The sequence below is a fragment of the Hydrocarboniphaga effusa AP103 genome (assembly GCF_000271305.1).
Taxonomy (GTDB): Bacteria; Pseudomonadota; Gammaproteobacteria; order Nevskiales; family Nevskiaceae; genus Hydrocarboniphaga; species Hydrocarboniphaga effusa.
In genome coordinates this window covers 151,691-176,238 of record NZ_AKGD01000002.1, presented here as the reverse complement: position 1 = coordinate 176,238, position 24,548 = coordinate 151,691, and the positions used below count along the sequence as shown (strand labels likewise).

The following is a 24,548-nucleotide window of genomic DNA, read 5'->3' as shown; positions in this document are numbered from 1 at the left end:
CATACCGATCGGTATGCTGGCGGCCGGTCTGAAGCTCCGGCCGATCGCCGTCACGCTCAGCCGCACGCTAAGCGAAGACACAAAACCAATACCGTTGTTTATTTTAAGTTCGCCGTTCACGACAGCCCGTGCGCTGGCCACCCCTCCCATCTCGGTGTCTACAGGAAACGCATGTTCAAAGCTCTGCTCATCAACAAGAACGAGACCGCGCAGTCCGTTTCCATCACGGACATCGACGAGTCGCAACTGCCCGAAGCCGCCGTAACGGTGAACGTTGAATACTCGACGATCAACTACAAGGACGGCCTCGCGATCACCGGCAAATCGCCGGTGGTGCGCAAGTTTCCGATGGTGCCGGGAATCGACTTCGCCGGCGTGGTCGAGTCGAGCACGAGCGATCAGTGGAAGGCAGGCGACCGCGTCGTGCTCAACGGCTGGGGCGTCGGCGAAGGCCATTGGGGCGGCCTGGCGCAGAAGGCGCGCGTGAAGGCCGAGTGGCTCATCGCACTGCCGTCGGCCTTCACCGCGAAGCAGGCGATGGCGATCGGCACCGCCGGCTACACCGCCGCGCTCTGCGTCAACGCGCTCGAAAAAGCCGGCGTGAGGCCCGAAGCGGGCGAAATTCTGGTCACCGGCGCGACCGGCGGCGTCGGCAGCGTGGCGATCGCCCTGCTCGCCAAGGCCGGCTACAAGGTCGTCGCTTCTTCGGGCAAGGCCAGCGAAGGCGACTACCTCCAGTCGCTCGGCGCGGCCGACATCATCGATCGCAACACGCTGTCGGCCCCTGGCAAGCCGTTGCAGAAAGAACGCTGGGCGGGTGTCGTCGACGCGGTCGGCAGCCACACGCTCGCCAACGCCACCGCGCAGACCCGCTACGGCGGTGTCGTCACCGCCTGCGGCCTCGCCCAGGGCATGGATTTCCCGGCCTCGGTCGCCCCGTTCATCCTGCGCAGCGTCGCACTGCTCGGCATCGATTCGGTGATGGCCCCGATCGCCCTGCGCCAAGCCGCCTGGCAGCGCCTGGCTCGCGATCTCGACGGAAACGCGCTCGAATCGATCAGCAGGCTCGTCGGCCTCAGCGGCGCCGTGCAGGCCGGAGAGGACATCGTCTCGGGCAAGATTCGCGGCCGTGTCGTGGTCGATGTGAACGCCTGAGCTTCGATCGCCGCGAACCAGAGGCGGGCTCGCGCAAGCGGCCCGCCTCTTTTCGCTTGCGGCGCACCGCAAGCGTCTCAGACGCTCATGCAGACGTACTTGATCTCGAGATAGTCGTCGATGCCGTAGCGCGAGCCTTCACGGCCGAGGCCGGAGAGCTTCACGCCGCCGAACGGCGCGAGTTCGGTCGAAATCAAGCCCGTGTTGACGCCGACGATGCCGGCCTCGATGCGCTCGGCCACGCGCCAGACCCGGCCCAGATCGCGCGCGTAGAAATACGAGGCCAGGCCGAATGGCGTGTCGTTGGCAAGCGCGATGACTTCGTCTTCGGTTTCGAAGCGAAACACCGGCGCCACCGGGCCGAAAGTCTCCTCGCGACTGATCATCATCGAAGGCTTCACGTCGGCGAGCACGGTGGGCTCGAAGAAGCGGCCGCCGAGCTTGTGCGCCTGCCCGCCCGTGACCACGCGCGCACCGCCCGAAAGGGCATCGTCGATGTGCTCGCGCACCTTGGCGACGGCCTTGTCGTCGATCAGCGGGCCGATCTCGGAGCCTGCTTCGGTGCCCGGCGCGACCTTGAGCTTCGCGGTGGCGGCCGCGAGCTTTTCGACGAAGGCGTCGTAGATGCCGGCCTGCGCGTAGATGCGGTTGGCGCAGACGCAGGTCTGGCCGGCGTTGCGGAACTTGGAGGCGATGGCGCCGACCACCGCGGCCTCGAGATCGGCATCGTCGAAGACGATGAAGGGCGCATTGCCGCCGAGCTCGAGGCTGAGCTTCTTGATCGACGGCGCGGACTGCGCATAGAGCCTGGCGCCGACGTCGGTCGAGCCCGTGAACGACAGCTTGCGCACCGTTTGGCTGGAGGTCAGCACGTCGCCGATTTCGGCGGCGCTGCCGGTCACCACGTTGAGCAGTCCGTCGGGCAAGCCCGCTTCCTGCGCGAGGGCGCCGAGCGCGAGCGCGGTGAAAGGTGTCTGCGAAGCGGGCTTGAGCACCACGCCGCAGCCGGCGGCGAGCGCCGGGCCGATCTTGCGCGTGATCATCGCGGCCGGGAAATTCCACGGCGTGATCGCCGCGACGACGCCGATCGGCTGCTTGAGCACGACGATGCGCTTGTCGGCCGCATGGCTCGGCAGCACGTCGCCGTAGATACGCTTGGCCTCTTCGGCGAACCATTCGATGAACCCGGCCGCATAGGCGATCTCGGCCTTGGCTTCGGCGAGCGGCTTGCCCTGCTCGCGCGTCAGCAGCGCGGCCAGCGCGTCCTGGTTCGCCAGGATCAGGTCGAAATAGCGGCGCAGGATGCCGGCGCGCTCCTTGGCCGGGCGCTTGGCCCACGGGCCCATCGCCTGCTCGGCCGCGGCGATCGCCTGCGCGGTCTGCTCGCCGGTGCAACGCGGCACCCGGCCGATGCGTTCGCCGGTGGCCGGATCATCGACGTCGATCCAGCGATCCGCCGTCACCCACTGCCCTGCGATCAGGCTCGCTTCGCGCATCCACTGCGTCATGCTGGCGTCTCCTGAAAAGTGTCTCGTTACGCGACACCGCTGCAACGGCAGGGTTCATTACGCCCGATCAGGTCGGCGCCCCACTCAAGAGAGTGGGGTCTGGCGTCCCGCGCCTGTGGCATAAGGCTTGAATCGGCGAGCCGGGGCAGCAACATCGATCAACAATGCCTGCGATTATCCATCGAACGCCTCCGGTCCGCATTTCATCGGCAGGCCGCCGAGGCGACGGCCCGCAGAGTCGAGCGTTGTCGATACCCTCTTTCACCAGACAGAAGAAAACGCCATGAGTCGCAAAGTCTTCGTAACCGGGGTCGGCATGATCCCGTTCGTCAAGCCGGGCTCCAACGAGCCCTACCCCGCGATGGCGGCTGCGGCCACGCATGCGGCACTCGCCGATGCGGGCATCGGCTACGACCAGATCCAGCAGGCCTACGTCGGCTATGTCTACGGCGATTCCACCGCCGGCCAGCGCGCGCTCTACGAAGTGGGCATGACCGGCATTCCGGTGGTCAACGTCAACAACAATTGCTCGACCGGCTCGACCGCGCTGTTCCTCGCGCGCCAGGCGATCGCCTCGGGCGCGGCGGAATGCGTGCTCGCGCTCGGCTTCGAGCAGATGACGCCCGGCGCGCTCAAGACCGCCTTCGGCGATCGTCCGAGCCCGTTCGAGCGCTTCGACGCCGCGGCCGACGAACTCGTCGGCAATAGCGAAGTGCCGCTCGCACTGCGCTTCTTCGGCGGCGCCGGCCTTGCGCACATGCAGCAGTACGGCACCAGGCTCGAGACCTTCGCGAAGATTCGCGCCAAGGCCAGCCAGCACGCGGTCAACAATCCGCTCGCCCTGTTCCGCAAGCCCGTCACCACCGAAGAGGTGATGGCCTCGCCGATGATGTGGGAAGGCGTGATGACGCGGCTGATGGCCTGCCCGCCCACCTGCGGAGCCGCCGCGGCGGTGCTCTGCAGCGAGGCCTTCGCCAAGCGCAACGGCCTGAAGGCCGACGTCTGGATCGCCGCGCAGGCGATGACGACGGATACGGCCAAGACCTTCGGTGCGCGCGACATGCGCGAAGTGGTCGGCTTCGGCATGACGCAGGATGCGGTGCGCCAGGTCTACGAAGCATCCGGTGTCGGCGCGGAGGATGTGAACGTCGTCGAGCTGCACGACTGCTTCGCGCACAACGAGCTGATCACCTACGAAGCGCTGGGCCTGTGCCCGGTCGGTGGCGCCGAGAAGTTCGTCAACGATGGCGACAACACCTACGGCGGCCGCTACGTGACGAATCCGTCGGGCGGCTTGCTGTCGAAGGGCCATCCGCTCGGTGCGACCGGTCTCGCCCAATGCACCGAGCTGGTCGGCCAGCTGCGCGGCACCGCGGGCGCACGCCAGGTCGAGGGCGCGCGTGTCGCCTTGCAGCACAACCTCGGTCTCGGCGGCGCCTGCGTGGTGACGATGTATCGCAACGATCGCTGATCCGGCGCTCGGGTCAACGAAAAAGGCCGGCTGCGGAGCGAGTCCGCAGCCGGCTTTTTTCATGCCCGCGAAGTGTCGACGCCAGGCCGCCGATGCCGGATGACTCAGTTGCCGATGAAACCAGCCAGCCGGCCGCGAATGATCGCTTCGGCGTCGCCGATGATGCGATCGATCAGCTGCTTACAGGTGGGCACGTCGTGAATCAGGCCCTGCACCTGGCCCGCCCAGATCAAACCGGCATCGACATTGCCGGTCTCCAGCGCGACGCGGCCCTTGGCACCCGGCACCAGTTCGCGCACGTCTTCGAACACCGCACCGGGCTTCGACAGGCGGGCGACCACTTCGTCCGACACGCTGTTCGCCGCGACGCGCGCGGTGTTCTTGAGGCTGCGGAAGATCAGGCGAGTGCCGCGCTCGTCGTTGTTGACGATGAGCTGCTTGACGTTGTCGTGGATCGGCGCCTCGACGGTCGCGCAGAAGCGCGTGCCCATGTTGATGCCTTCGGCCCCGAGCGCGAGCGCCGCGGCCAGACCACGGCCATCACCGAAACCGCCCGAAGCGATCATCGGAATCTTGACCTTGTCGGCGGCGGCCGGAATCAGGATCAGGCCCGGAATGTCGTCTTCACCCGGATGTCCGGCGCATTCGAAGCCGTCGATCGAAATCGCGTCGACGCCCATGCGCTCGGCCGACAGCGCATGACGCACGGCCGTGCACTTGTGCACGACCTTGATGCCGTGCGACTTGAAATCGTCGACGTGTTCCTGCGGCTTGTGGCCGGCGGTTTCGACGATCTTGATGCCGCTGTCGATGATCGCCTTGCGGTATTCCGCATACGGCGGCGGGTTCACCGACGGCAGGATCGTCAGGTTCACGCCGAACGGCTTGTCGGTAAGCTTGCGGCAACGGTCGATCTCGGCGCGCAGCGCATCGGGCGACGGCTGCGTCAGCGCAGTCAGGATGCCGAGGCCGCCCGCATTGGAAACCGCAGCCGCGAGCTCGGCGCGGCCGACCCACATCATGCCGCCCTGGACGATCGGGTGCTCGATGCCGAGCAGTTCGGTGAAGCGTGTCCTGATCGTCATTTGGCGGCCATCCGGATCGCACCATCGAGGCGAATGGTTTCGCCATTGAACATCGGGTTGACGACGATGCTCTCGACGAGCAGCGCGTATTCGTTCGGCTTGCCGAGACGGCTCGGAAACGGCACCTGCCTGCCGAGCGAGTCCTGCGCCTCCTGCGGCAGCGATTCGAGCAGCGGCGTGAGGAACAGGCCCGGCGCGATGGTGTTGACGCGAATGCCGTAGCGCGCGAGTTCGCGTGCGATCGGCAAGGTCATGCCGACGACGCCGGCCTTCGAGGCGGCGTACGCGGGCTGGCCGATCTGGCCTTCGTAGGCGGCCACCGACGCGGTGTTGACGATCACGCCACGTTCCTCGCCGATCGGATCGGCCGTGTGCAGGCGCGCCGCGAACTTCGACAGCACGTTGAAAGTGCCGAACAGGTTGATGGCGACGATTTTGCTGAACTCGGCGAGCGGCAGCGCCTTGCCATCGCGTCCGATGACCTTGCCCGGAGGCCCGATGCCCGCGCAGTTGACGAGGATGCGCGCCTTGCCGTTGACGCCCTCGGACTCGTCGAGCCCGGCTTCGACGGCGGCTTCGTCGGTGACGTTGACGGCGACGAAGTGGCCGCCGATCTCGGCCGCCTTCTTCTTGCCGAGCTCGGCGTTCAGGTCAAAGATCGTGACCCTGGCTCCGGCTTTGGCGAGGCGCTCCGCGGTCGCGCCACCGAGGCCCGATGCGCCACCGGTGACGATTGCCGTGGCTCCTTTGATCTCCATTCACAGTCCTTTTCGGGTTCGCCCCGATGATCGTTTTGAGCGTTTTTCAGTCGATGTCTGGTATCGCGACGCTGCGCGGACGCCTAGCCTACAGCGCGCAGGCGATCACCATGCGCCGGCTGTCCGGCAACCGAGCCATCGACGCTCGCCGGGCGGCAGGGGCCGGCGCGGCAGTTCCTCGACCGGCGGCTGCGCCAAGCGACGATTCCGCGCAGCGTGCCGGCCAGCCCTCCGGATGATCCTGCTTTGATCGCAAAAAAGGGCTGGAACTAGCCCAATCGTCGCGACGAATCCTGGCCCCAATGAATCTTGCCGATTCGTAGCGATGCTGATCTCATCTGGGCGCGACAAGAACGAGGAAAAGAAACGAAATGGCGGCAGAACGCAAAACTTTCAGCGCCCGCTCCTGGCTGTTCGCTCCGGGCGACAGCGAGAAGAAGATGGAGAAGGCCACCGCCGGAACGGCCGATGTCGTCATTCTCGATCTCGAGGACGCCGTCACCGTCGACGAAAAGCCCAAGGCCCGCAAGCTGGTTTCGGCGTTTCTCCAGGCTCAGGCGGAGCAAGCGCGCTCACGGCTGTGGGTGCGCATCAACCCGCTCGATGGCCCGCATGCGTTGATCGATCTCGCGGCGGTGATGCCGAGCAAGCCGGGCGGCATCATCCTGCCGAAATCGCGCAGCGGAAACGACGTGGTCGAGCTCGATCACTACCTGTCCGCACTCGAAGTGGCGTACGGCATCGCGCCCGGTTCGACGCCGGTGTTCGCGCTCGTCACCGAGACCGCCGAAGGCGTGTTCAACACCGGCACCTACAAGGGCGCGCCGCGACTCGTGGCGATGTCCTGGGGCGCCGAAGATCTCGCCGATTCGCTCGGCGCGAGCGAAAACAAGAACGCCGACGGCAGCTACGGCTACACCTACGATCTCGCGCGCAGCCTCTGCCTGCTCGGCGCAGCGGCGGCCGGCGTCGCCGCGATCGAAACCATTCATGGCGATTTCCGCGATCTCGACGGCCTGCGCAAGCGTGCGGTGCAGATGCGCCGCGCCGGCTGGCGCGGCATGTTCGCGATTCATCCGGCGCAGGTCGACGTCATCAACGAGGCGTTCTCGCCGTCCGAAGACGAGCTCGTCGCGGCGCGCGAGATCGTCGATCTGTTCGCGGCCAATCCGGGGCTCGGCACCATCGGCTACAAGGGCGCGATGCTCGATCGCCCGCATCTGGCGCGCGCGCAGCAGCTGCTCAAGCTCGCAGGCCGCACGTGAGCGTGCGGACCGACGCCGCAGGGCTCGACCTCGGCAAGTTCCTCAAGCGCGGCGATCGCATCGTCTGGGGCCAGGCCTGCGGCGAGCCGCAGTCGCTCATCGAAGCGCTGATCATGCAGGCGAGCGGCATCGGCGAGCTGTCGGCGTTCGCGGGGACGAGTTTCTCGAAACTGCTGACGCCCGAAGCCGCGGGCCAGTTTTCGCTGTCGAGCATGGGCGCGATCGGCACCCTGCGAACGCTGACGGCCGCGCACACGCTCGGCGTGGTGCCCTGCCACGTGAGCCAGATCGGCCCGATGATCGAGCAAGGCATCATCGGCTGCGACGTCGCCTTCGTGCAGGTGAGTCCGGCCGATGAAAACGGCGAGCACAGCTTCGGCCTGATCGCCGACTACGTGCAGTCCGCGGTGAAGAAAGCCCGCGTCGTCATCGCCGAAGTCAACGACCAGGTTCCGTACACGCATGGCGAACGGCTGCCGGCCTCGCGCATCGACTGCGCGGTGCAGGTCTCGCGCATGCCGGTGGAAGTCGCCGCCGCCAGGATCGGCGAGACCGACGAGGCCATCGCCAAATTCGCCGCGGCCTACATCGAAGACGGCTCGGTGCTGCAGACCGGCGTCGGCGCGGTGCCCGACGCGATCCTGCGCCTGCTGCGCGATCGCAAGGATCTCGGCGTGCACTCGGGCATGCTCGGCGACGGGCTCGTCGAGCTCGTCGAAGCCGGCGTCATCACCAATGCGCGCAAGGCCATCGACACCGGCGTTTCGATCAACGGCGCGCTGATCGGCACGCGCAAGCTCTACCAGTGGGCGCACCACAACAAGAGCATGCGCATGTGCGCGACAAGCTATACGCACGATGCCGCGGTGCTCGCGAAGCTCGATCGTCTCGTCACGATCAACTCGGCGCTCGAAGTGGATCTGACCGGCCAGGTCAACGCCGAGCAGAGCGGCAGCGCGTATCTCGGCGGAACCGGCGGACAAGTCGACTTCGTGCGCGCGGGTTCGCGCAGCAAGGGCGGGCGCTCGATCATCGCGCTGTCGGCGACCGCCAAGGGCGGCAGCATCAGCAAGATCGTGCCGACGCTGTCGGGACCGGTGACGACCGCACGCAGCGATGTCGATGTGATCGTGACCGAATTCGGCGCCGCCGAACTCAAGGGACAGACACTGGCCGAGCGCACGCGCCGGCTCATCGCGATCGCGCATCCGGACTTCCGCGAGGAACTCGATCGCGCTGCTTACGAAATTCAGAAGAGAGGGTTCTAAATGAGCGGTTCTCAAAACGACGCGGTGCTGTTCGATGCGCGCGAAGACGGCATCGCCATCATCACGATCAACCGTCCGGATACGCGCAACGCGCTGAGCCGCGACGTTCGCGAAGGCCTGTTCGCGGCCTGGCAACGCTTCGAGCAAGACGACAGCCTGCGCGTGGCGATTCTGACCGGCTCGGGCGAGAAAGCCTTCTGCGCGGGCGGCGATCTCAAGGAGATGGTCGATCGCGGGCTGCGCGTGCCTCCGCGCGACATGTTCCCGATGCCCTACGACAACATCCAGCTGTCGAAGCCGACCATCGCAGCGGTCAACGGCGTGGCGTTCGCCGGCGGCTGGATGATCGCGCAGGCCTGCGATCTCTGCGTCGCGAGCACGGCGGCCCGGTTCGCGATCACCGAGGTCAAGGTCGGCCGCGGCTCGCCGTGGGCCGCGCCGCTGATCCACATGATTCCGCAGCGCATCATGATGGAGATCATCCTGACCGGTAAGCCGATCACCGCGCAGCGCGCCTACGAGATCGGCCTGGTCAATCGCCTCGCCGAGCCGGCCGCGCTGCTGGCTGCGGCGATCGAGCTCGCCCAGGAGATTCTCGAAGGCGCTCCGCTGTCGGTGAAGGCCGGCCGCGAAACCGTGATGCTGGCGACCGAAATGGGCCGAGGCGCGGCACTGCAGGCCGCCCGCGCCGCGCACGAATACACCTACTGCAGCAGCGATGCGCAGGAAGGTCCGCGCGCTTTCGCCGAGAAGCGCAAGCCGCAGTGGCAAGGCCGCTGAGCGAACGATGATCGAACGATGAGCGAGCATGTCGACCTGCAGCGGCACGGCCATGTCGCGCTGCTGAGGTTCCGCAATCCGCCACTGAATTTCGCGACCGTGGGGCTGCTGCGGCTGATCGCCGATGCGCTCGATCGCAGCGATGCGGACGACGCGGTGCGCGCCATCGTGCTCGCGTCCGAAGGCAAGTCGTTCTGCGCGGGCGCGGACCTGGTGTCTGCGAACGGCTTCGGCGCGAGCGGCTCCGATCCGCTGCGCGAGTTCTACGATCAGGCCTTGCGCATCTTCGCGAGCCGCAAGCCGATCATCGCGTCGGTGCAGGGCGCTGCGATCGGCGCGGGCCTGGGACTCGCGATCGCGGCCGATTTTCGCGTGGCCTCGCCCGAGGCGCGCTTCTCGGCCAACTTCGTCAAGCTCGGCTTTCACCCGGGCTTCGCGCTCACGCACACCTTGCCGCGCGTGATCGGTCAGCAGCGAGCCGCGCTGATGTTCCTGAGCGGCGCGCGCTACAAGACCGAGGAAGTCGCGGGCTGGGGTCTGGTCGATCGCGCGGCGAGCGCCGAATCCTTGAATGCGGCGACGCTGCAGTTCGCAGCAGAGATCGCCGAGAACGCCCCGCTGTCGCTACGGACGACGCGCGCGACGCTGCGCGGCGATCTGCTCGAGAAAGTCCGCGCCACGCTCGTGCACGAGCATGGCGTTCAGATCGAGCTACAGAAGACCGAGGATTTCGCCGAAGGCGTCCGCGCGATGACGGAACGCCGCCCTGGCAACTTCAAAGGGCACTGAGAAAAAGCAGTGCCCACGATGGATGAAACCGCTTGGCCTAAGCGGTTCCGGTGCGATTCCGCCCGGCATGGAACAGGCCGAGCCAAACGCCCGCTTCGAGCACGGCACCGATTCCGATAAGGGCGATCGCGCCGCTGCCGAATCCGACGACGTAAAGGGCCAGCGCCAGCAGCAAAACCGGTATCGCGATCAGCAAGTGTTTCATGTGAACCTCGGCAAAACTGTCGCCAAGCGGCGATACGCCCGATGCTACTCGGTCGCCCGCTCGCCAACCAGTTTGGCGGTGCCGAAGATGCCTATCTTGCACTTGACCGCCAGCCATGCGGACAGCACGCAGCGCTACATGGCAACCCAGCAGCCTGTGGCCTTCAGCTCGGAGGGGCCGCGCGCACGATCGCTTTCATGGTGCCCGGCGACGAGCCCGGACGCTGCAGCGGCGCTTATCATCACAAGCGAAAACCGATCGACGTCAGCGCCGCCGCGGTTCGGCTGTGGCAGGAAAGCCTCGCGCTCTCCCGCAAGGCTGGACTGACGCTCGCAGGCCGAGAACAAGCACGCGAGAATTCGTTTCTCGCACGAACCTACCGTTGATCAACACAAGGCGGACCAGACCGAAATCGGCGTTGGACGCAGCGGAGCCAGGCATGGACAGCATCGACGCAAAATCCTTCCGCCAGGCACTCGGCAGCTTCACGACGGGCGTCACCATCGTCACCACGGTCGACCAGGACGGCAACAACGTCGGCGTCACCGCGAACAGCTTCAACTCGGTGTCGCTCGACCCGCCGATGGTGCTGTGGAGCATTGCCCGTACCTCGAGCAACATCGCCACCTTCACTTCGGCGAGCCACTTCGCGGTACACATCCTGGCGAGCGACCAGGACGTGCTGGCCAGCCACTTCTCCAAGCGCGGAGTCGATCGCTTCGCGGGCCTGAGCCCGAGCCGCGGGCCCGGCGGCGTTCCGCTGCTCGATGGCTGTACAGCGCGCTTCCAGTGCCGCATGGCGTTCCAGTACGAAGGCGGCGATCACCTGATCCTGGTCGGCGAGGTGCTCGAGTTCGATCACCACGATCGCGAGCCGCTGGTATTCAAGGGCGGGCGCTATGCTTTCGCCCTGCCGAAGGCGAGCGGTCCGATTCCGGCGGTGGACACCTCGTCGGCGCCCGGCGCCTTCGCTCCGGATTTCCTGATCTATCAGCTCGGACGCGCGTATCACCAGCTGTTCGCTCGCCTGCGTCCGGAACTCGATCGTCACCAGCTTGGCATCGCGGACTATTTCGCGCTCAGCATGCTCGGTGTGCGCGATGGACGCACGGTCTCCGAGCTCGATCGACTCGTTTCCTATTCGGGCAATCACGTCGACATCGGCTGTGCGCGACGCCTGTCGGATCTCGGCTTCGTCGACATCGGCAGCCAGGCCGACGCACGGCTGACGCTGACGAGCCAAGGCCAGCATGTGGTCGTCGAATTGCTCGCTGCGGCGCAAGCGGCCAACGACGATGCCGAGAACGGTTTCGATCCGAGCGAATCGCGCCTGCTGCGGCAGTTCCTGAATCGCGTGATCACGGCCACCGATCCGGGCCTGCCCTCGCCCTGGTCGGCCTGAACGCTTCGGGCTCCCGCCGAGGCGTTAGAGACCGAAGCGCGGGAACGCGGTCTCGACGACCTCGCTGGCGGCCGATTTGGGGGCGTCGCCCCAGAGTTCTTCGGCGAGCGCGAACATCGCGACCACCGCCGGCTCCTGGCTGCGACGCTTGAGGCAGACGAGCGTGAGCTCGGTACTCAGCGAAACCGGAGACAGCGCAATGCGTCCGGCCCGGCTCTCGGAACGGGCGATCGACTCGCGCACGAGCGAAAGCCCGACGCCGGCCCGTACGAGATCGAGCATCGACGGCTCGACATCGACCTGCGCCGCGATCTTCGGCGTCGCACGAGCGGCCTCGAAGCGCTTGCTCAACAGCCGGTTGTGCACCGATTCCGGCGGCGTCCAGACCCAGGGCAGTTGCACGAGTTCGGGCCAGCCCGCCTGCGCGACCCGCGGCTTCCAGGCGCGCGGAGCCGAAACGCGATAGTCGAAACTCGTCAACACCACGGCATGCAGACGCTTGTCTTCCGGTACACCGAGATAAAACCCGACGTCGAGTTCGCCGGACTGCACCTGAGCGAGTACCCAGCCCGAAATGCCGTGCGAGACGTCGGTGTGCAAGGCTGGATGCCGTTCGAGCATGAGCCCGAGCAAGGCACCGAGGCGCAGGAAATCGGGGTCCAGGATCGTGCCGATCCGAAGCTTGCCGGCGACCCGTTCGGACAGGCGCTCGACTGCGGACTGGAATTCGGCCGAGGCCGCAAGCACCGCCTGCGCATAGGGCAGCAAGGCCTGTCCGGCCGGCAGCAGCTCCATGCCGCGCGGCGTGCGGCGAAACAGCGGAGTGCCGATCGATTCCTGCAGCGACTTGAGCTGCAGGCTCAGGGCCGACTGCGTGAGATGCACGACCTCGGCAGCACGCGTGATCCCGCCGTGACGGGCCACCATATCGAAAATGCGCAGTTGCTTGAGATCCATGCGTGACGGCGGATATTCGAGCAGGCGATGGAGATGCGATATTGGAATTTCTTATAACGAAGCCAGTTTAACTCATTGGCTACCCTCGCCCGCTTTGCAGCTTAATAGCGTGCTCCCACAGCGAAGCAGATCGGACATGAGCTCCAGCGCCGCAACCGTCACCACTCTCGGCCATTACATCGGTGGCGCCGTTCGCAAGCCCTCCGCCGAGGCGAACACCGGTGATGTGTTCAACCCGGCTACCGGTGCCGTGACCGGAAAGGTGGCGCTCGCCACGCAGGCCGACGTCGACGCCGCCGTCGCCGCCGCAAAGGCCGCATTCCCGGCCTGGTCGTGCACCGCGCCGCTGCGCCGCGCGCGCATCCTCATGAAGTTCCGCGAACTGCTCGAAGCGCATCGCGATGAACTCGCCGCCATTATCACGAGCGAACACGGCAAGGTGTTCTCGGATGCCTCGGGCGAAGTCACACGCGGCATCGAAGTGGTCGAGTTCGCGATGAACGCGCCGCATCTGCTCACCGGCTCGCACAGCGACAACATCGGCGGCGGCATCGACAACTGGAACCTGCGTCAGCCGCTCGGCGTGGTCGCCGGCATCACACCGTTCAACTTCCCGGTGATGGTGCCGATGTGGATGTTTCCGGTCGCGCTGGCTTGCGGCAACACCTTCGTGCTGAAGCCGTCGGAGCGTGATCCGTCGGCTTCGCTGCTCGTCGCCGAGTTGCTCAAGAGAGCCGGCCTGCCCGACGGCGTGTTCAACGTGCTGCAGGGCGACAAGTTTGCTGTCGACGGCCTGCTCGCGCATCCCGACGTGCAGGCGCTCTCGTTCGTCGGCTCCACACCGATCGCCGAATACCTCTATGCCGAGGCCAGCCGCCGCGGCAAGCGCGTGCAGGCGCTCGGCGGAGCGAAGAACCACATGGTGGTGATGCCCGACGCCGATCTCGATCAGGCTGTCGATGCGCTGGTCGGCGCGGCCTACGGCTCGGCCGGCGAGCGTTGCATGGCGATCTCGGTGGCCGTCGCGGTCGGTGATGTCGCCGACACGCTCGTCGCCGGGCTGGCCGAAAAGGCCAGGCGACTCGTGATCGGCAACGGCATGGAATCGCGCGCCGAAATGGGGCCTTTGATTACCGCCGCGCACAAGGCCAAGGTCGAGCGCTACATCGAAAAGGGCATCGCCGAAGGTGCCGAGCTCGTCGTCGATGGCCGCGGCCTCAAAGTGCCCGGACACGAGAACGGATTCTTCACGGGCGGCACCTTGTTCGACAAGGTCAGGCCCGGAATGACGATCTACGAGGAAGAAATTTTCGGGCCGGTTCTGAGCATCGTGCGCGTTCCGGACTTGGCCACCGCGCTCGAACTCGTCAACGCGCACGAGTTCGGCAACGGCGCCGCCTGCTTTACGCGCGACGGAGCCACTGCGCGCGAATTCTCGCGCCGCGTGCAGGCCGGCATGGTCGGGATCAATGTGCCGATTCCGGTGCCGATGGCCTGGCATTCCTTCGGCGGCTGGAAGCGCTCGCTGTTCGGCGACACGCATGCCTACGGCGAAGAAGGCGTGCGCTTCTACACACGCTACAAGAGCATCATGCAGCGCTGGCCCGACAGCGCCTCGAAAGGACCGGAGTTCGTGATGCCGACCGCGCAGTGAGCCAACCGCATTCGCTGGTGCGGTAGAAGCCCCCAAGCACTCGCCCGGTACGCTCGGAAGGCGCAAGCATGCGCCGCGCGGATCGCCTTAACGGAGCCTGGAGAGCACCGTGTCTTCGTCGCCCTTGGCGAAGCCCACGGTCACGCCCTGGGATGATTCGATGACGGGCCGCTTGACCAGCGACGGATGGCTTGCGAGCACCTTGGCCGCCTCGCCCTCGCTTTTCGCGACCTTGGCCTGGGTCTGCGCATCGAGCTTGCGCCAGGTGGTGCCCTTGCGATTCACCACGGCGTCGACGCCGAGTTCGGCGATCCATTGCGCAGCATGCTCGCTCGACAGCCCGTCGGACTTGAAATCGTGAAACCGAAAGTCGATGCCTTCGTCCTTCAGGCGTGCCAATGCGCGCTGCACGGTATCGCAGTTCTTGATGCCATAGACAGTGATCATGCGGGGTGATTTGGCGGCCGGCGGGGTGAGCGGATTTTAACGGAAGGCAGCGGTGGCAATTGACGGCAGCAGTCGGCCCGGAAACTGTCGGTCCGTAGCACTGCGATCTACGTGCGCTTCCAGTCCCGCGGCAACTCCGGGTTGCACCGATTGACACGGCGGGCGCGAGCCTTCGCCGCGATCCACTCGCCGGTCGATCGCTCGATCCGGCGGGTGTCGGTCAGGTCTTGCGCCGAATCGCTGGACGCGAGCCCCGGCACCAGCAGCTCAGGCCTGCGTGCCGCCCACTGTGATGCCGTCGATCTTGAGCGTCGGCTGGCCGACGCCGACCGGCACGCTCTGGCCTTCCTTGCCGCAGATGCCGACGCCGCCGTCGAGCTTCAGGTCGTTGCCGACCATCGACACCGCACCCATCGCTTCCGGTCCGTTGCCGATCAGGGTCGCGCCCTTCACCGGCCGCGTGATCCTGCCGTTCTCGATCAGGTAGGCCTCGCTCGCGGAGAACACGAAGTTGCCCGAGGTGATGTCCACCTGTCCGCCACCGAAATTCACCGCGTAGAGGCCGCGCGGAACCGAGCGGATGATCTCCTCGGGATCGTGCGGACCGGCGAGCATGTAGGTATTGGTCATGCGCGGCATGACGAGGCTCGCGAACGATTCGCGTCGACCGTTGCCGGTCGGCTGCATGCCCATCAGGCGCGCGTTGAGCGTGTCCTGCAGATAGCCCTTGAGGATGCCGTTCTCGATCAGCGTGGTGCAGCGCGTCGGCGTGCCTTCGTCGTCGAGGTTGAGCGAGCCGCGACGGCCCGCGAGCGTGCCGTCGTCGACGATCGTGCACAGATCGCTCGCCACTTTCTCGCCGATGCGGCCCGAATACGCCGAGCTGCCCTTGCGGTTGAAATCGCCTTCCAGGCCATGACCGACGGCCTCGTGCAGCAGCACGCCGGGCCAGCCCGGACCGAGCACGACGGGCATGCTGCCGGCCGGAGCCGGAACCGAATCGAGCAGCACGATCGCCTGGCGCACCGCTTCGCGCGCGTATTCCTCGGGCAATTGCGAAGCCGCGAAGTAATCGAGCGCCTGACGTCCGCCGCCGCCGACGTGCGCCTGCTCGCGACGGCCCTTGTCTTCGACGATCACGGTCACGTCCATGCGGATCAGCGGACGCACGTCGGCGGCGAGACGGCCGTCGGTGGAGGCCATCACCACCACTTCGTAGTTCATCGCGAGCGAGGCCATCACCTGCTGCACGCGCGGGTCGGCCGCGCGCGCGGCCGCATCGGCGCGACGCAGCAGCGCGAGCTTCTCGGGCGTCGGCAGCGTGTCGAGCGGATTGATCGGCGGATACAGCGTCAGGCCCTTGCTCTCGGTGAGCGATCCGACCACGCGCTGGTCGCCGCCATCGACGATCGCACGCGCCGCGGTGGCGGCGTCTTCGAGCGCATCGAGGCGCAGCTCTTCGGTGTACGCGAGGCCCTGCTTATCGCCCGCGACCGCGCGCACGCCGACGCCCTGCTCGACGCTGTGGCTGCCGCTCTTGACGATGCCTTCTTCGAGCGACCAGTGCTCGGACTTGGAGAACTGGAAGTACAGATCGGCCGCGTCGACGCCGGGCTTCATCAAGCCGTCGAGCACGCGCGTGAGGCGGCGCTCATCGAGCTCGGCGGGGTCCAGCAAGGTGGAACGGGCGACTGCGAGTGCGTTGCTCATCGAATCTCCATGCCGATGCTTGCGTACATGCGGCTAGGTCTTGGAAAACTGCAATGGATAATGAAAGACATAGTAGCCCTCGCCGGGCACTGCGCCGAATTCGAGCTGCCCGGTGAGCGCGAGCACCCAGGCTTCGAGCTGCGTGCTCGGCATGGCGCTGCGAATGACCTGGCAATCGGCGACGCGGCCATCGGGCGTCAACGCGAGCGCGAGCACGATTTCGCCGCCGATGTTCTGGTCTTCGCGCAGGGCTTGTTCGTAAAGCTCGTGATAGTCCGGTGCGCGCTTGGCGAACGTGGCCTGAAGGTCGAGGATCGAGCGTTTCTGCGAACCCGACGGATACGATTCGACGAAGGGCTTGGGCACGCCCGCCAGCGGCTCGTAGGCCACACAGGCGGTCAGCGACAGCAGCGCGGCCGTCACTGCGATTCGCAGCGTGGCGTGAGCCAATCGCCCGCCCATCAGAGCCGCCGATGCTTCAGCGAAGGCAGCGATTCGCGCACCGAGCGCAGGCGCTCGAAATCGAGATCGGCGAGCACCACGCCGGGCGTGTCTTCGGCGCGCTCGGCGAGTACCTGGCCCCAGGCGTCGACGATCATCGTGTGGCCCCAGGTCTTGCGCCCGCTCGCGTGTGTGCCGCACTGCCCCGGCGCGATGACGAAGCACTGGTTCTCGACCGCACGCGCACGCAGCAGGATTTCCCAATGCGCTTCGCCGGTGCGATCGGTGAAGGCGGCCGGAATGCACAGCAGTTCGGCTCCGCGCTGCACCAGGCCGCGGTAGAGCTCCGGAAAGCGGATGTCGTAGCAGACCGACAATCCCACGGCGCCGGCCTGCGTCGGCGCGACCACGTAGGCCGGCTCGCCGTAGGCGATCGTCGCCGATTCGCGATAGCGCTCGATGTGATCGCCGCGATCCACGTCGACATCGAACAGATGGATCTTGTCGTAGCGCGCGAGGCGCGCACCACTGGCTCCGTAAACCAGGCAGGCCGGATAGACGCGCCCCGGATCGCCCGGCACCGCCACCGGCACGGTACCCGCGATCAGGTCGATCGCGTATTCGCGCGCGAGATCGGACAGGAACTGCTGGATCGGCCCGCTGCCTTCGGGCTCGGCGAGCGCGAGCTTGTCGGGATCCTTGCGGCCCATGAAGGCGAAGTTCTCGGGCAGCGCGGCGAGCTTGGCGCCGGCCTGCGCGGCCTCGGCGACGAGCGTCCGGCTGGCTTGCAGATTGGCGTCCAGATCGGCGCCCGTGTTGAGCTGGATCGCGGCAACGAGTGTCATGGCGGCAGTCTACCTCAGGCCTTCCGGGCGGCGGTCCGGCAATTCAGGATCCTTGCGGGATAATCGGGGCGTTATGCTGATGCGCAACCGATGACTTCGAACTCCGACTCGCCTGTCACGCCCGAATCCGCCGGCTGGCGCCGCTGGCTGCGCCGCAGCGATCCGCAGCAGCGTCGCATCGCCGCGATCGATGCGGCGCTCGACCAGGCCCTGATTCGCCTGATCGAATCCGACGAGCACACCCGCCTGGCGGCGCTCTGGCGACTCGTCGATGTCTTGCGCCCGCGCCGCAAACGTCAGGTCGATCACAGCACGCTCGCGCTCGAACGCCTGCGCCTGCTCGTCGCCGAAGACGCCACCGCGCGCGAAAGCCTGCGCGAGGCGCTGCTCTGGCTGCTGGTCACGCGCCGGCCGTTGCACCTGCTCGCCGAATCGGGGGTGCTCGTGCAGGAAGGCTTGTTCTCGGGCTTCTGGCGGCGTGCGACCAACCGCTGGCTGCCCGAAGAAGTCGACACCGGCGACCTGCGCGATTGCCTGCGCCAGTTGTTCCCTTACGAGCACGATCACCTGTGGATCGCGCAGGCGCCCGACACCGCCTGGATCGCGCTGCTCGACGCATTGCGTTTCGACGAGGCCGCTGCGCCGCCATCGATGCAGCGCTTGCCGATGTCGATCCAGTTGCTCGAAGCCCTGCAGGTGCTGTCGTATCGCATCGCCGCCATCGGGCTCGAGCCCGAACTGGTGCGCAATCATCCGGCGATCCAGCAGTACGAATCGCCGTTCCTGATGCAGAACGTCGAGCTGCGCGAATTTCTCGAAGAGCGCAAGCGCGCACTCGCCGAGGCGCGCGAACCCGGCATCGACGACCGTCATCTGCTGGTGCTGCTCGACCAGTGCGAGGAGATCGCCGACAAGGTGCGTCGCCAGGCCGCTCGCGGCGGCGCCAGCGTGAGCCTGACGGTGCTGCTCGTGCGTCTCACGCAGCATCTGGAACGCCTGCGCCTGCTGCTGCGACTGATCGAGCACGCTGCGCCCGCGCACGCGCTCAACGTGTTGCGCGTGGCCTTCTTCAAGGATCTCGTCCGCGCCGAAAACCTGCGCGACAGCGTCCGCGAAATGTGGCGGCAGATCATCCAGCTGCTCGCCACGCGCATCACCGACAACGCGAGCAAGACCGGCGAGCATTACGTCACCGCGACGCGCAGCGAATATTTTTCGATGCTGCGATCGGCGCTCGGCGCCGGCTTCATCGTCGCCTTCATGGCGATGCTCAAGGTGGTGCTCGGCAGCAGCGCGCATTCTCCGCTGATGACCGCGCTGCTCTACAGCCTCAACTACGGCCTGGGCTTCGTACTGATCTATCTGCTGCATTTCACCATCGCGACCAAGCAGCCGGCGATGACGGCTTCGTACCTGGCCGCGAGCCTGGCGACGCGCGAGAGCGGGCGCGACCGGCTCGATCCGCTGGTCGACCAGATCGTGCGCACGCTGCGCTCGCAGTTCATCGCCATCGTCGGCAACGTCACGTTCGCGCTGGCGATTCCCATCATCGTCGCGCTCGCGATCAAGGCCAACGGTCTGCCGTTCTTCATGAGCGCCGAGAAAGCCGAGCATCTGCTGCACGACCAGAATCCGATCGCGAGCCTGGCCTGGCTGCATGCGGCCGTCGCCGGTGTCTGCCTGTTCCTGTCGGGGCTGATTTCGGGCTACTTCGACAACAAGGCCGTCTACAACCGGATTCCGCAACGCATCGCCCAGCTGCGTTCGCTGCGGCGACTGCTCGGCGCAGCGCGGCTGCAGCGCTTCGCCGATTACATCGAAAACAATCTAGGGGCCCTGGCCGGCAACTTCTTCTTCGGCTGCATGCTCGGCTCGATGGGCACGCTGGGCTTCATCTTCGGCCTGCCGATCGACATTCGCCACATCACGTTTTCGACCGCCTACGTCGGCTACGCGCTGGTTGCGCTCGATTGGCAGATTTCGCTGCAGACGCTGCTGCTGGTGGGAATCGGCGTGCTCGGCATCGGGCTCATCAACCTCTCGGTGAGCTTCGGCCTGGCGCTGCGCGTCGCCCTGCGAGCGCAGCGCGTACGCTTCGAGGATCGCCGCGGGCTCCTGCGGCGCATCGGCCGTCGCTTCATCGAGCGGCCCGGCGAATTCTTCTGGCCACCGAAGGCGGCCGAACCCAAGCAGCACTGAGCGGCTCAGCCGCACAGCCAGCCCACGTGCGGACGCAGGAAGCGGGCGAACTGGCGCAGATAGGGTTCGAGTACGAAGCCCTGGATCGACGGCAGCAGGATCGCCGCGATCAGCATCGCAATCAGCAGCCCGCCCGCAAGCCGGTACGGCGGACGCAGCTCCGATCGATAGCCGCCCGCGAACACCGCCACGCCGAGCAGGCCGATCGCGAGCCCGCACCAGACCTCGCCCCAGCTGTGCGCCCGCAACTGCACGCGCGATAGACCGATCAGCAGTACCCAGGCCAGGATCGCGATGCGGAACAGCACCGCGCGCAGGCTCAGACTGCGGCCCATCGCGATCACCGTGAAACCGCCGTAGGCGATCGCCGCGAACGCCGTATGCCCGCTCGGGCTGCGAATGTCGCCCCAATGCGAGCGGCAGGCGCCGAAACCGATCTTGAACAAGGCCACGCCGAGGCCGACGCCGAGCACGCAGGCGCACCAGAGCAGGGCTTCGCCGCGACCGACGCGCGAGGCGAGCCAGAGGGCGATCAGCAGGCAGAACGGACCGAGCAGCAGGGTCGCAGCGAAATGGCTGACGAGTGGAAAGAATTCGGGCAGGGCGGGCAAGCGTTGCGAGTCCTTGAGGCTAGGGCGGAACAAACCCGCCTGGAGCGGGTGTTCGGCGGGGCTTGGTAGTCGAGATCAGCCGCCGCTACTCGGCACGCTTCACCTGCGGATTGTCCCAGCTTCCGGTGACGGCATAACTCAGCTGCGTCACCTGATCGAGCGGTTTGTCGAGCACTTCCTGGGCCAACAGGGCGAGCACACCGATCGCCGGGCCGCCGAGCAGCAGCGCGCCGAGCGTCACGCCACCCGAAACGTCCGGGTAAACCGAGACTTTCTGGTCGTAGTCGCGCGCCGCCAGGCCGACGCGGCCCTTCATCTCGATTTTCAGCGAGGGCGAATTGATGCTCACGCCGTCGCTGGTGGCATTGCCGTCGTCGAGCAGAAAACTGCCCTTGACCTTGTCGAAACCCAGCCCCTTCGAGGTCACGTCGCGGAAGTCGAGCGTCAGCCGGCGCGGCAGCGCGTAGAAATTGAGCAGGCCGAGCACGCGGCCGGCGCCCGGCTCGAGCGAGCGCAGCGAGCCTTTTTCGAGCTCCAGATCAACCTTGCCCTGCGCCTGCGTCCAGTCGACCCCGGCGAGCGTCGGAGGCCAGGTCAGCTCGGCGTCGAAGTGGCTGCGGTCGGCATCGACACTGCGTGCGTAACCCAGGCCTTCGAGCATCGGCCCGATGCTGCGGCTGTCGAGCGTGAACCGGGTGTACGCGGTCGAAGCCCCGGCCCGGCGTATCCACTCGCCGCTGCCCTTGAGATCCAGATCGGCCCCGCCGGCTTCGAGCACACTGAGCTTCTGGCCGCCGTCGATGCGGGCGGTCTGCACGCGCAGATGGCCGAGCCTGGCCTCGCCGAGCTCGCATTGGCGGCAATCGGCGTCGATCGTCGGCAGCTTGTTCGGGTCGATCGGCTCGCCCTTGGACGCCGCCTGCACGCCGGAATCGCCGGCCTTTCTGGCCCCGGCGACCTTGAGCTTTTCGAACCGAGCGACCACCTGCGGCGAAGCGCCCGCGATCCAGTGCACGTCGCCCACCGCCCCCTGACCGCTCAGGTGCGCGTTCCAGCTGCCGCCGATCTCGGGCGTGTAATGAAGCCGCACGCTGCCGACGCTGTAGCCCGACAGGTGCAGGCGCTCGGCGGACAGGTCGATCGCTTCGAGCCGCAAGCCGCCGGCAGGCTCGGCGGCGGCCGCGTCGGCCGGTGTCCGGCCCTCGCTTTCGGTGTTGCGGCGCAGCGCGGCGAGCCAGGTGGAGATATCGAGATCGGTCACCTCGCCGGTCACGCGCACGCCCGCTTCGCTGGCCTGCGGCACCGCGTCGGAACCCAGGTTCACGAGCACGCGCCGGGCCTGCAGTTCGCCGCCGGCACCCTTGGCCATGTACACGTCGGCGCCGAGCCGTTTGCGATACGACACGCCGATGCGCAGCGGCTGGTCCTGCAACTGCGCCGGATCGGCCGCGACCGGGGCGGCCGCGATCACCACCGCCTCGCTGCCGCCGATGCGCACCGACAGCGGCGCCGATTCTTCGGCGATCTTGCCGACCGGCGGCGGCAGGTCGACCGTCACGCCGACGAGGTCGCTGCTGATTTCGATCCCGTTGGAGTTCGCCCCGAGCAGCACGTCCGCATGCAGACGTGCGCTGCCCGACACATGCGGGCGCAACAGCCCGGGCACGTAGCGCGACAGGCCCGAGCCATCGGCCTGCAGGGTGGTGTCCATGTCGGCCGTCAGCCGCGTTGCGCCCTTGCCTTCGGGCGTGAGCCGGGCGATGACCGGAACGCCGTAGAAAGTGCCGCCGACTCTGTCCGACTGCGCGCCGTCTTCGGTGAACCGGATATCGCCCTCGAGCGCCTTGAACGGCTCGTCGAGGCCCTTTTGCGTCATCTCGACGCCCTTGAGCTTCACCAGGCCGTCGACCTGCGTCCGCTGCGCGTTCTTGAGCGGGATCGACAAGTGCACGCTGACGCTGGCCGGGCCGCTGCCCTGGGTGCGTTCGAGCAGGCCCGACAGGCGCGGGGCCAGTGGCGAAGCGCGCAAAAAGTCGTAGTAACGGGCGGCGTCGCCATCGACCTCGCCCTGGATGTCGATCACCGTGTCCTTGAACTGCGGAATCTGGGCGACCACGCGCTCGATGCGGTTGCCCGACAGGCGCCCGCTGTCGGCCGTCACGCTCATGCCCGCGCCGTCGAACGACAGCCGCGCCGCCACCTGGTCCGCCTCCGGCCAGCCCGGCGCGTAGGCGAGCTTGCCGTTGGCGACATCGAGGTCCAGCCGAAACACGCCGCGATCGCGGAAGGGGAAATCGGCGAGCTTGCCTTCGATGCGCAGCCGGGCGCTCGGCACGCGCCCGGCGACGATGCCGCGATCGAGCCAGTTGCGCAGGTTCTCTGTCCAGTAGACCGGCTTGTACGGTTTCAGGCGCGTGACATCCTCGGCCGAGAAGCGCGCGTCGAGCTTGATCTCGGGCGAGGCTTGCGCCGCGCCGGCGGCCGGCAGCAGCAGATCGAGATCGGCCTCGCCGAGGCTGCCTTCGAGCGACCAGTTGAACTTGGGCATCTGGATGCGCCAGCCCTGCTCGTCATGGGTCCAGTCGAGCTGGCCGGCGACCCGATCGAAACCGACCGGCCGATCGAAGACACGGCCGTAATCGAGGACGAAAGAGCCCGTTTCGACCGACAGCCGGCCGCCGGCCTCGGTGGCCGACAGCTGGCCGCTCAAGCCCTGGAAGCCCGGTCCGGGGCCGCGCTCGGTCGGTGTCGGGGCCAGACCGAGCTTGTCGAGCCGGGTACTGATCGAGTACGTCGGCGCCTCGTCGCCCAGGCGGCCGCGCGCGACGAGGTTGCGCAGTTCGCCGGACACGCCGAGCAGGCGCGGGTCCACGGTCTTGCCGGCCAGCATCATCCATGGCGTGAGATCCTGCAGGCGCAGGTAATCCGCATCGGCCTCGACTTCGCTGCCCCCGGCCTCGATCGGCGTCCATTGCAACCGCAGACGGGTGTCCGGCCACGGGCCGGATTCGCCGGTGACCTGCACGTGGGGCACGTCGAGCGTCCAGCTGTTGCCGTCGCGCCGGCCCTTGGCGCGCAGACCGATGTCGTGCATCTTGGCCAGATGCTCGCCGCGCCGTGCAGCGACGCCCTTGGCCTCGAAGTCGAGCTCGGCGGTGTCGACACGCCCCCGGTTCATCACCCCCGAGACGGTCAGATCGGCGTCGTGCATCTGGATCGCCGGATGGCCCTGCAGCCGGGCTTCGAGCCAGGGCAGGCGCGACAGGCCCTCGAAGCTGAAAGACCAGCTACCTTCGATCGATTCGAAATCGGCCGGATCGCCGTCGAGATCGGCTTCGAACTCCGCGCTCTTCCCCATGAAGCTCGGCAGCTCGACCTGGGCTTCGAGCGAGGCGCCGCCGAAGCGCCGGCGCGCGAGCGCCTCGACCAGACGAAACTGCGGATTGCCACCCGAGAGCCGCGCGTCTTCGACGAGCACGCGGCAATCGGCCAGGCGGATCTCGTCGAAGCGGGCGATGTCGTGTTGCCAGTCGTGCGTGGACTTGGCCGGCCCGGCGGTGTCGAAGCCGCGCAGGGTGACCTGGTTGTCGCGGTCGATCTGCACGACGACATCGAGCCCGGCGAGCTCGATCTGGTCCGGAAACGTATCGCCGCGCACGAGCCGCAGCAGGCCGAAACCGATGCGCAGGCGTTCGGCGGACAGCGCCGGGGTCTGGCCGTCTTCGCCGTAGATGACGATGTCGTCGAGCTCGAGCAGTGGGCGGAAGCGGTGCCAGACCAGGGCGACGCCGCCGATGTCGATCGGCCGGTTGGCGACGCGGCTGACGTAGCCCGAAAGCTGCTCGCGATACCCCGGCAACGCCATCACCGCGAGCTGGAACAGCCCGCTGATGACGGCCGCGATCACCACCACCAGGGCGAGCACGGTCGTCGTCGCGGTCCACCAGCGGCGTTTTACCCGGTCCATGCAGGGGCAGGATTCGAAGCGGAAAACGCGA

Annotated in this window: 21 protein-coding genes; 10 read left to right on the top strand and 11 right to left on the bottom strand. The window is 67.0% G+C overall.

Annotated features, from left to right (window positions below):
* Positions 1–171 precede the first annotated feature (171 nt).
* On the top strand, positions 172–1,155 hold the full coding sequence (gene acuI, locus WQQ_RS12235) for an acrylyl-CoA reductase (NADPH) (protein WP_007185499.1): 984 nt from the start codon (positions 172–174) through the stop codon (positions 1,153–1,155).
* A 77-nt stretch (positions 1,156–1,232) separates the two neighbouring features.
* Here acuI and WQQ_RS12230 read toward each other — a convergent pair whose 3' ends face one another.
* A complete protein-coding gene (locus WQQ_RS12230; protein ID WP_007185498.1) occupies positions 1,233–2,663 on the bottom strand; it encodes an NAD-dependent succinate-semialdehyde dehydrogenase in 1,431 nt (476 codons plus the stop codon).
* A 283-nt stretch (positions 2,664–2,946) separates the two neighbouring features.
* Between WQQ_RS12230 and WQQ_RS12225 the strand changes: the two genes are divergently transcribed.
* Positions 2,947–4,134 (top strand): lipid-transfer protein, encoded by a 1,188-nt coding sequence (locus WQQ_RS12225; RefSeq protein ID WP_040454077.1) that lies wholly within the window; start codon positions 2,947–2,949, stop codon positions 4,132–4,134.
* A 104-nt stretch (positions 4,135–4,238) separates the two neighbouring features.
* Here the strand turns inward: WQQ_RS12225 and WQQ_RS12220 are convergent, their stop codons facing one another.
* Both WQQ_RS12220 and WQQ_RS12215 read right to left on the bottom strand, forming a co-directional pair.
* The gene (locus tag WQQ_RS12220; protein WP_007185495.1) at positions 4,239–5,219 is read right to left on the bottom strand and encodes an NAD(P)H-dependent flavin oxidoreductase; all 981 of its coding nucleotides are present in this window, start codon (positions 5,217–5,219) and stop codon (positions 4,239–4,241) included.
* Entirely contained in the window at positions 5,216–5,977 is a 762-nt protein-coding gene (locus tag WQQ_RS12215) for an SDR family NAD(P)-dependent oxidoreductase (protein WP_007185494.1), read from the bottom strand. The genes WQQ_RS12220 and WQQ_RS12215 overlap by 4 nt, the downstream gene beginning before the upstream one ends.
* Positions 5,978–6,348: 371 nt before the next feature.
* On the opposite strand from WQQ_RS12215, the gene WQQ_RS12205 reads away from it, so the two are divergent.
* From WQQ_RS12205 to WQQ_RS12190, 4 genes are read left to right on the top strand one after another with little or no spacing between them, the layout of a single operon-like run.
* On the top strand, positions 6,349–7,242 hold the full coding sequence (locus WQQ_RS12205; protein WP_007185493.1) for an HpcH/HpaI aldolase/citrate lyase family protein: 894 nt from the start codon (positions 6,349–6,351) through the stop codon (positions 7,240–7,242).
* Complete coding sequence (locus tag WQQ_RS12200) at positions 7,239–8,510, top strand: acetyl-CoA hydrolase/transferase family protein (RefSeq protein ID WP_007185492.1); 1,272 nt, start codon at positions 7,239–7,241, stop codon at positions 8,508–8,510. Before WQQ_RS12205 ends, WQQ_RS12200 begins: the two co-directional genes overlap by 4 nt.
* The gene (locus WQQ_RS12195; RefSeq protein WP_007185491.1) at positions 8,511–9,290 is read left to right on the top strand and encodes an enoyl-CoA hydratase-related protein; all 780 of its coding nucleotides are present in this window, start codon (positions 8,511–8,513) and stop codon (positions 9,288–9,290) included.
* Positions 9,291–9,308: 18 nt separating this feature from the next.
* A complete protein-coding gene (locus WQQ_RS12190) occupies positions 9,309–10,079 on the top strand; it encodes an enoyl-CoA hydratase/isomerase family protein (protein ID WP_007185490.1) in 771 nt (256 codons plus the stop codon).
* A gap of 37 nt (positions 10,080–10,116) precedes the next feature.
* On the opposite strand, the gene WQQ_RS24335 is transcribed toward WQQ_RS12190, so the two are convergent.
* Positions 10,117–10,284, bottom strand: coding sequence for a hypothetical protein (locus WQQ_RS24335; RefSeq protein WP_007185489.1), 168 nt, complete (start codon positions 10,282–10,284; stop codon positions 10,117–10,119).
* Positions 10,285–10,325: 41 nt separating this feature from the next.
* Between WQQ_RS24335 and WQQ_RS24330 the strand changes: the two genes are divergently transcribed.
* Positions 10,326–10,670 carry a hypothetical protein gene (locus tag WQQ_RS24330; RefSeq protein ID WP_157534669.1) on the top strand — a complete coding sequence of 115 codons (345 nt, stop codon included), beginning with the start codon at positions 10,326–10,328 and terminating at the stop codon, positions 10,668–10,670.
* 53 nt (positions 10,671–10,723) lie between these two features.
* Positions 10,724–11,686 carry a flavin reductase family protein gene (locus WQQ_RS12180; protein ID WP_007185487.1) on the top strand — a complete coding sequence of 321 codons (963 nt, stop codon included), beginning with the start codon at positions 10,724–10,726 and terminating at the stop codon, positions 11,684–11,686.
* Between the two features lie 24 nt (positions 11,687–11,710).
* Here the strand turns inward: WQQ_RS12180 and WQQ_RS12175 are convergent, their stop codons facing one another.
* A complete protein-coding gene (locus WQQ_RS12175; protein WP_007185486.1) occupies positions 11,711–12,643 on the bottom strand; it encodes a LysR family transcriptional regulator in 933 nt (310 codons plus the stop codon).
* A gap of 136 nt (positions 12,644–12,779) precedes the next feature.
* Between WQQ_RS12175 and WQQ_RS12170 the strand changes: the two genes are divergently transcribed.
* Complete coding sequence (locus WQQ_RS12170; RefSeq protein WP_007185485.1) at positions 12,780–14,297, top strand: CoA-acylating methylmalonate-semialdehyde dehydrogenase; 1,518 nt, start codon at positions 12,780–12,782, stop codon at positions 14,295–14,297.
* Positions 14,298–14,384: 87 nt separating this feature from the next.
* Here the strand turns inward: WQQ_RS12170 and WQQ_RS12165 are convergent, their stop codons facing one another.
* The 4 genes from WQQ_RS12165 to WQQ_RS12150 form a co-directional block, all read right to left on the bottom strand.
* Positions 14,385–14,744, bottom strand: coding sequence for a Spx/MgsR family RNA polymerase-binding regulatory protein (locus tag WQQ_RS12165; RefSeq protein ID WP_007185484.1), 360 nt, complete (start codon positions 14,742–14,744; stop codon positions 14,385–14,387).
* Positions 14,745–15,011: 267 nt separating this feature from the next.
* The gene (gene tldD, locus WQQ_RS12160; RefSeq protein ID WP_007185482.1) at positions 15,012–16,454 is read right to left on the bottom strand and encodes a metalloprotease TldD; all 1,443 of its coding nucleotides are present in this window, start codon (positions 16,452–16,454) and stop codon (positions 15,012–15,014) included.
* Positions 16,455–16,487: 33 nt separating this feature from the next.
* Positions 16,488–16,916, bottom strand: a complete 429-nt coding sequence (locus WQQ_RS12155) for a hypothetical protein (RefSeq protein ID WP_007185481.1) — start codon at positions 16,914–16,916, stop codon at positions 16,488–16,490.
* Positions 16,916–17,740 (bottom strand): carbon-nitrogen hydrolase family protein, encoded by an 825-nt coding sequence (locus tag WQQ_RS12150; protein ID WP_007185480.1) that lies wholly within the window; start codon positions 17,738–17,740, stop codon positions 16,916–16,918. Before WQQ_RS12150 ends, WQQ_RS12155 begins: the two co-directional genes overlap by 1 nt.
* Positions 17,741–17,830: 90 nt before the next feature.
* Between WQQ_RS12150 and WQQ_RS12145 the strand changes: the two genes are divergently transcribed.
* Entirely contained in the window at positions 17,831–19,939 is a 2,109-nt protein-coding gene (locus WQQ_RS12145) for a site-specific recombinase (RefSeq protein ID WP_007185479.1), read from the top strand.
* Positions 19,940–19,944: 5 nt separating this feature from the next.
* Here the strand turns inward: WQQ_RS12145 and WQQ_RS23035 are convergent, their stop codons facing one another.
* Positions 19,945–20,550 carry a phosphatase PAP2 family protein gene (locus tag WQQ_RS23035; protein ID WP_007185478.1) on the bottom strand — a complete coding sequence of 202 codons (606 nt, stop codon included), beginning with the start codon at positions 20,548–20,550 and terminating at the stop codon, positions 19,945–19,947.
* A gap of 85 nt (positions 20,551–20,635) precedes the next feature.
* Positions 20,636–24,517: a YhdP family protein gene (locus WQQ_RS12135; protein ID WP_007185477.1), complete on the bottom strand. Its 3,882-nt coding sequence runs from the start codon at positions 24,515–24,517 to the stop codon at positions 20,636–20,638.
* Between the last annotated feature and the right edge of the window lie 31 nt (positions 24,518–24,548).

Excerpts from the sequence above, each read along its gene's own strand:
- WQQ_RS12175 (WP_007185486.1), bottom strand. The coding sequence starts at position 12,643 with ATGGATCTCAAGCAACTGCGCATTTTCGATATGGTGGCCCGTCACGGC.
- WQQ_RS12135 (WP_007185477.1), bottom strand. The coding sequence starts at position 24,517 with ATGGACCGGGTAAAACGCCGCTGGTGGACCGCGACGACGACCGTGCTC.
- WQQ_RS12225 (WP_040454077.1), top strand. The coding sequence starts at position 2,947 with ATGAGTCGCAAAGTCTTCGTAACCGGGGTCGGCATGATCCCGTTCGTC.
- WQQ_RS24330 (WP_157534669.1), top strand. The coding sequence starts at position 10,326 with ATGCTACTCGGTCGCCCGCTCGCCAACCAGTTTGGCGGTGCCGAAGAT.
- WQQ_RS12150 (WP_007185480.1), bottom strand. The coding sequence starts at position 17,740 with ATGACACTCGTTGCCGCGATCCAGCTCAACACGGGCGCCGATCTGGAC.
- WQQ_RS12195 (WP_007185491.1), top strand. The coding sequence starts at position 8,511 with ATGAGCGGTTCTCAAAACGACGCGGTGCTGTTCGATGCGCGCGAAGAC.
- WQQ_RS12145 (WP_007185479.1), top strand. The coding sequence starts at position 17,831 with ATGACTTCGAACTCCGACTCGCCTGTCACGCCCGAATCCGCCGGCTGG.
- WQQ_RS12220 (WP_007185495.1), bottom strand. The coding sequence starts at position 5,219 with ATGACGATCAGGACACGCTTCACCGAACTGCTCGGCATCGAGCACCCG.
- WQQ_RS12170 (WP_007185485.1), top strand. The coding sequence starts at position 12,780 with ATGAGCTCCAGCGCCGCAACCGTCACCACTCTCGGCCATTACATCGGT.
- acuI (WP_007185499.1), top strand. The coding sequence starts at position 172 with ATGTTCAAAGCTCTGCTCATCAACAAGAACGAGACCGCGCAGTCCGTT.
- WQQ_RS12190 (WP_007185490.1), top strand. The coding sequence starts at position 9,309 with ATGAGCGAGCATGTCGACCTGCAGCGGCACGGCCATGTCGCGCTGCTG.
- WQQ_RS12155 (WP_007185481.1), bottom strand. The coding sequence starts at position 16,916 with ATGGGCGGGCGATTGGCTCACGCCACGCTGCGAATCGCAGTGACGGCC.
- WQQ_RS12230 (WP_007185498.1), bottom strand. The coding sequence starts at position 2,663 with ATGACGCAGTGGATGCGCGAAGCGAGCCTGATCGCAGGGCAGTGGGTG.
- WQQ_RS24335 (WP_007185489.1), bottom strand. The coding sequence starts at position 10,284 with ATGAAACACTTGCTGATCGCGATACCGGTTTTGCTGCTGGCGCTGGCC.
- WQQ_RS12205 (WP_007185493.1), top strand. The coding sequence starts at position 6,349 with ATGGCGGCAGAACGCAAAACTTTCAGCGCCCGCTCCTGGCTGTTCGCT.
- WQQ_RS12180 (WP_007185487.1), top strand. The coding sequence starts at position 10,724 with ATGGACAGCATCGACGCAAAATCCTTCCGCCAGGCACTCGGCAGCTTC.
- WQQ_RS12165 (WP_007185484.1), bottom strand. The coding sequence starts at position 14,744 with ATGATCACTGTCTATGGCATCAAGAACTGCGATACCGTGCAGCGCGCA.
- tldD (WP_007185482.1), bottom strand. The coding sequence starts at position 16,454 with ATGAGCAACGCACTCGCAGTCGCCCGTTCCACCTTGCTGGACCCCGCC.
- WQQ_RS12215 (WP_007185494.1), bottom strand. The coding sequence starts at position 5,977 with ATGGAGATCAAAGGAGCCACGGCAATCGTCACCGGTGGCGCATCGGGC.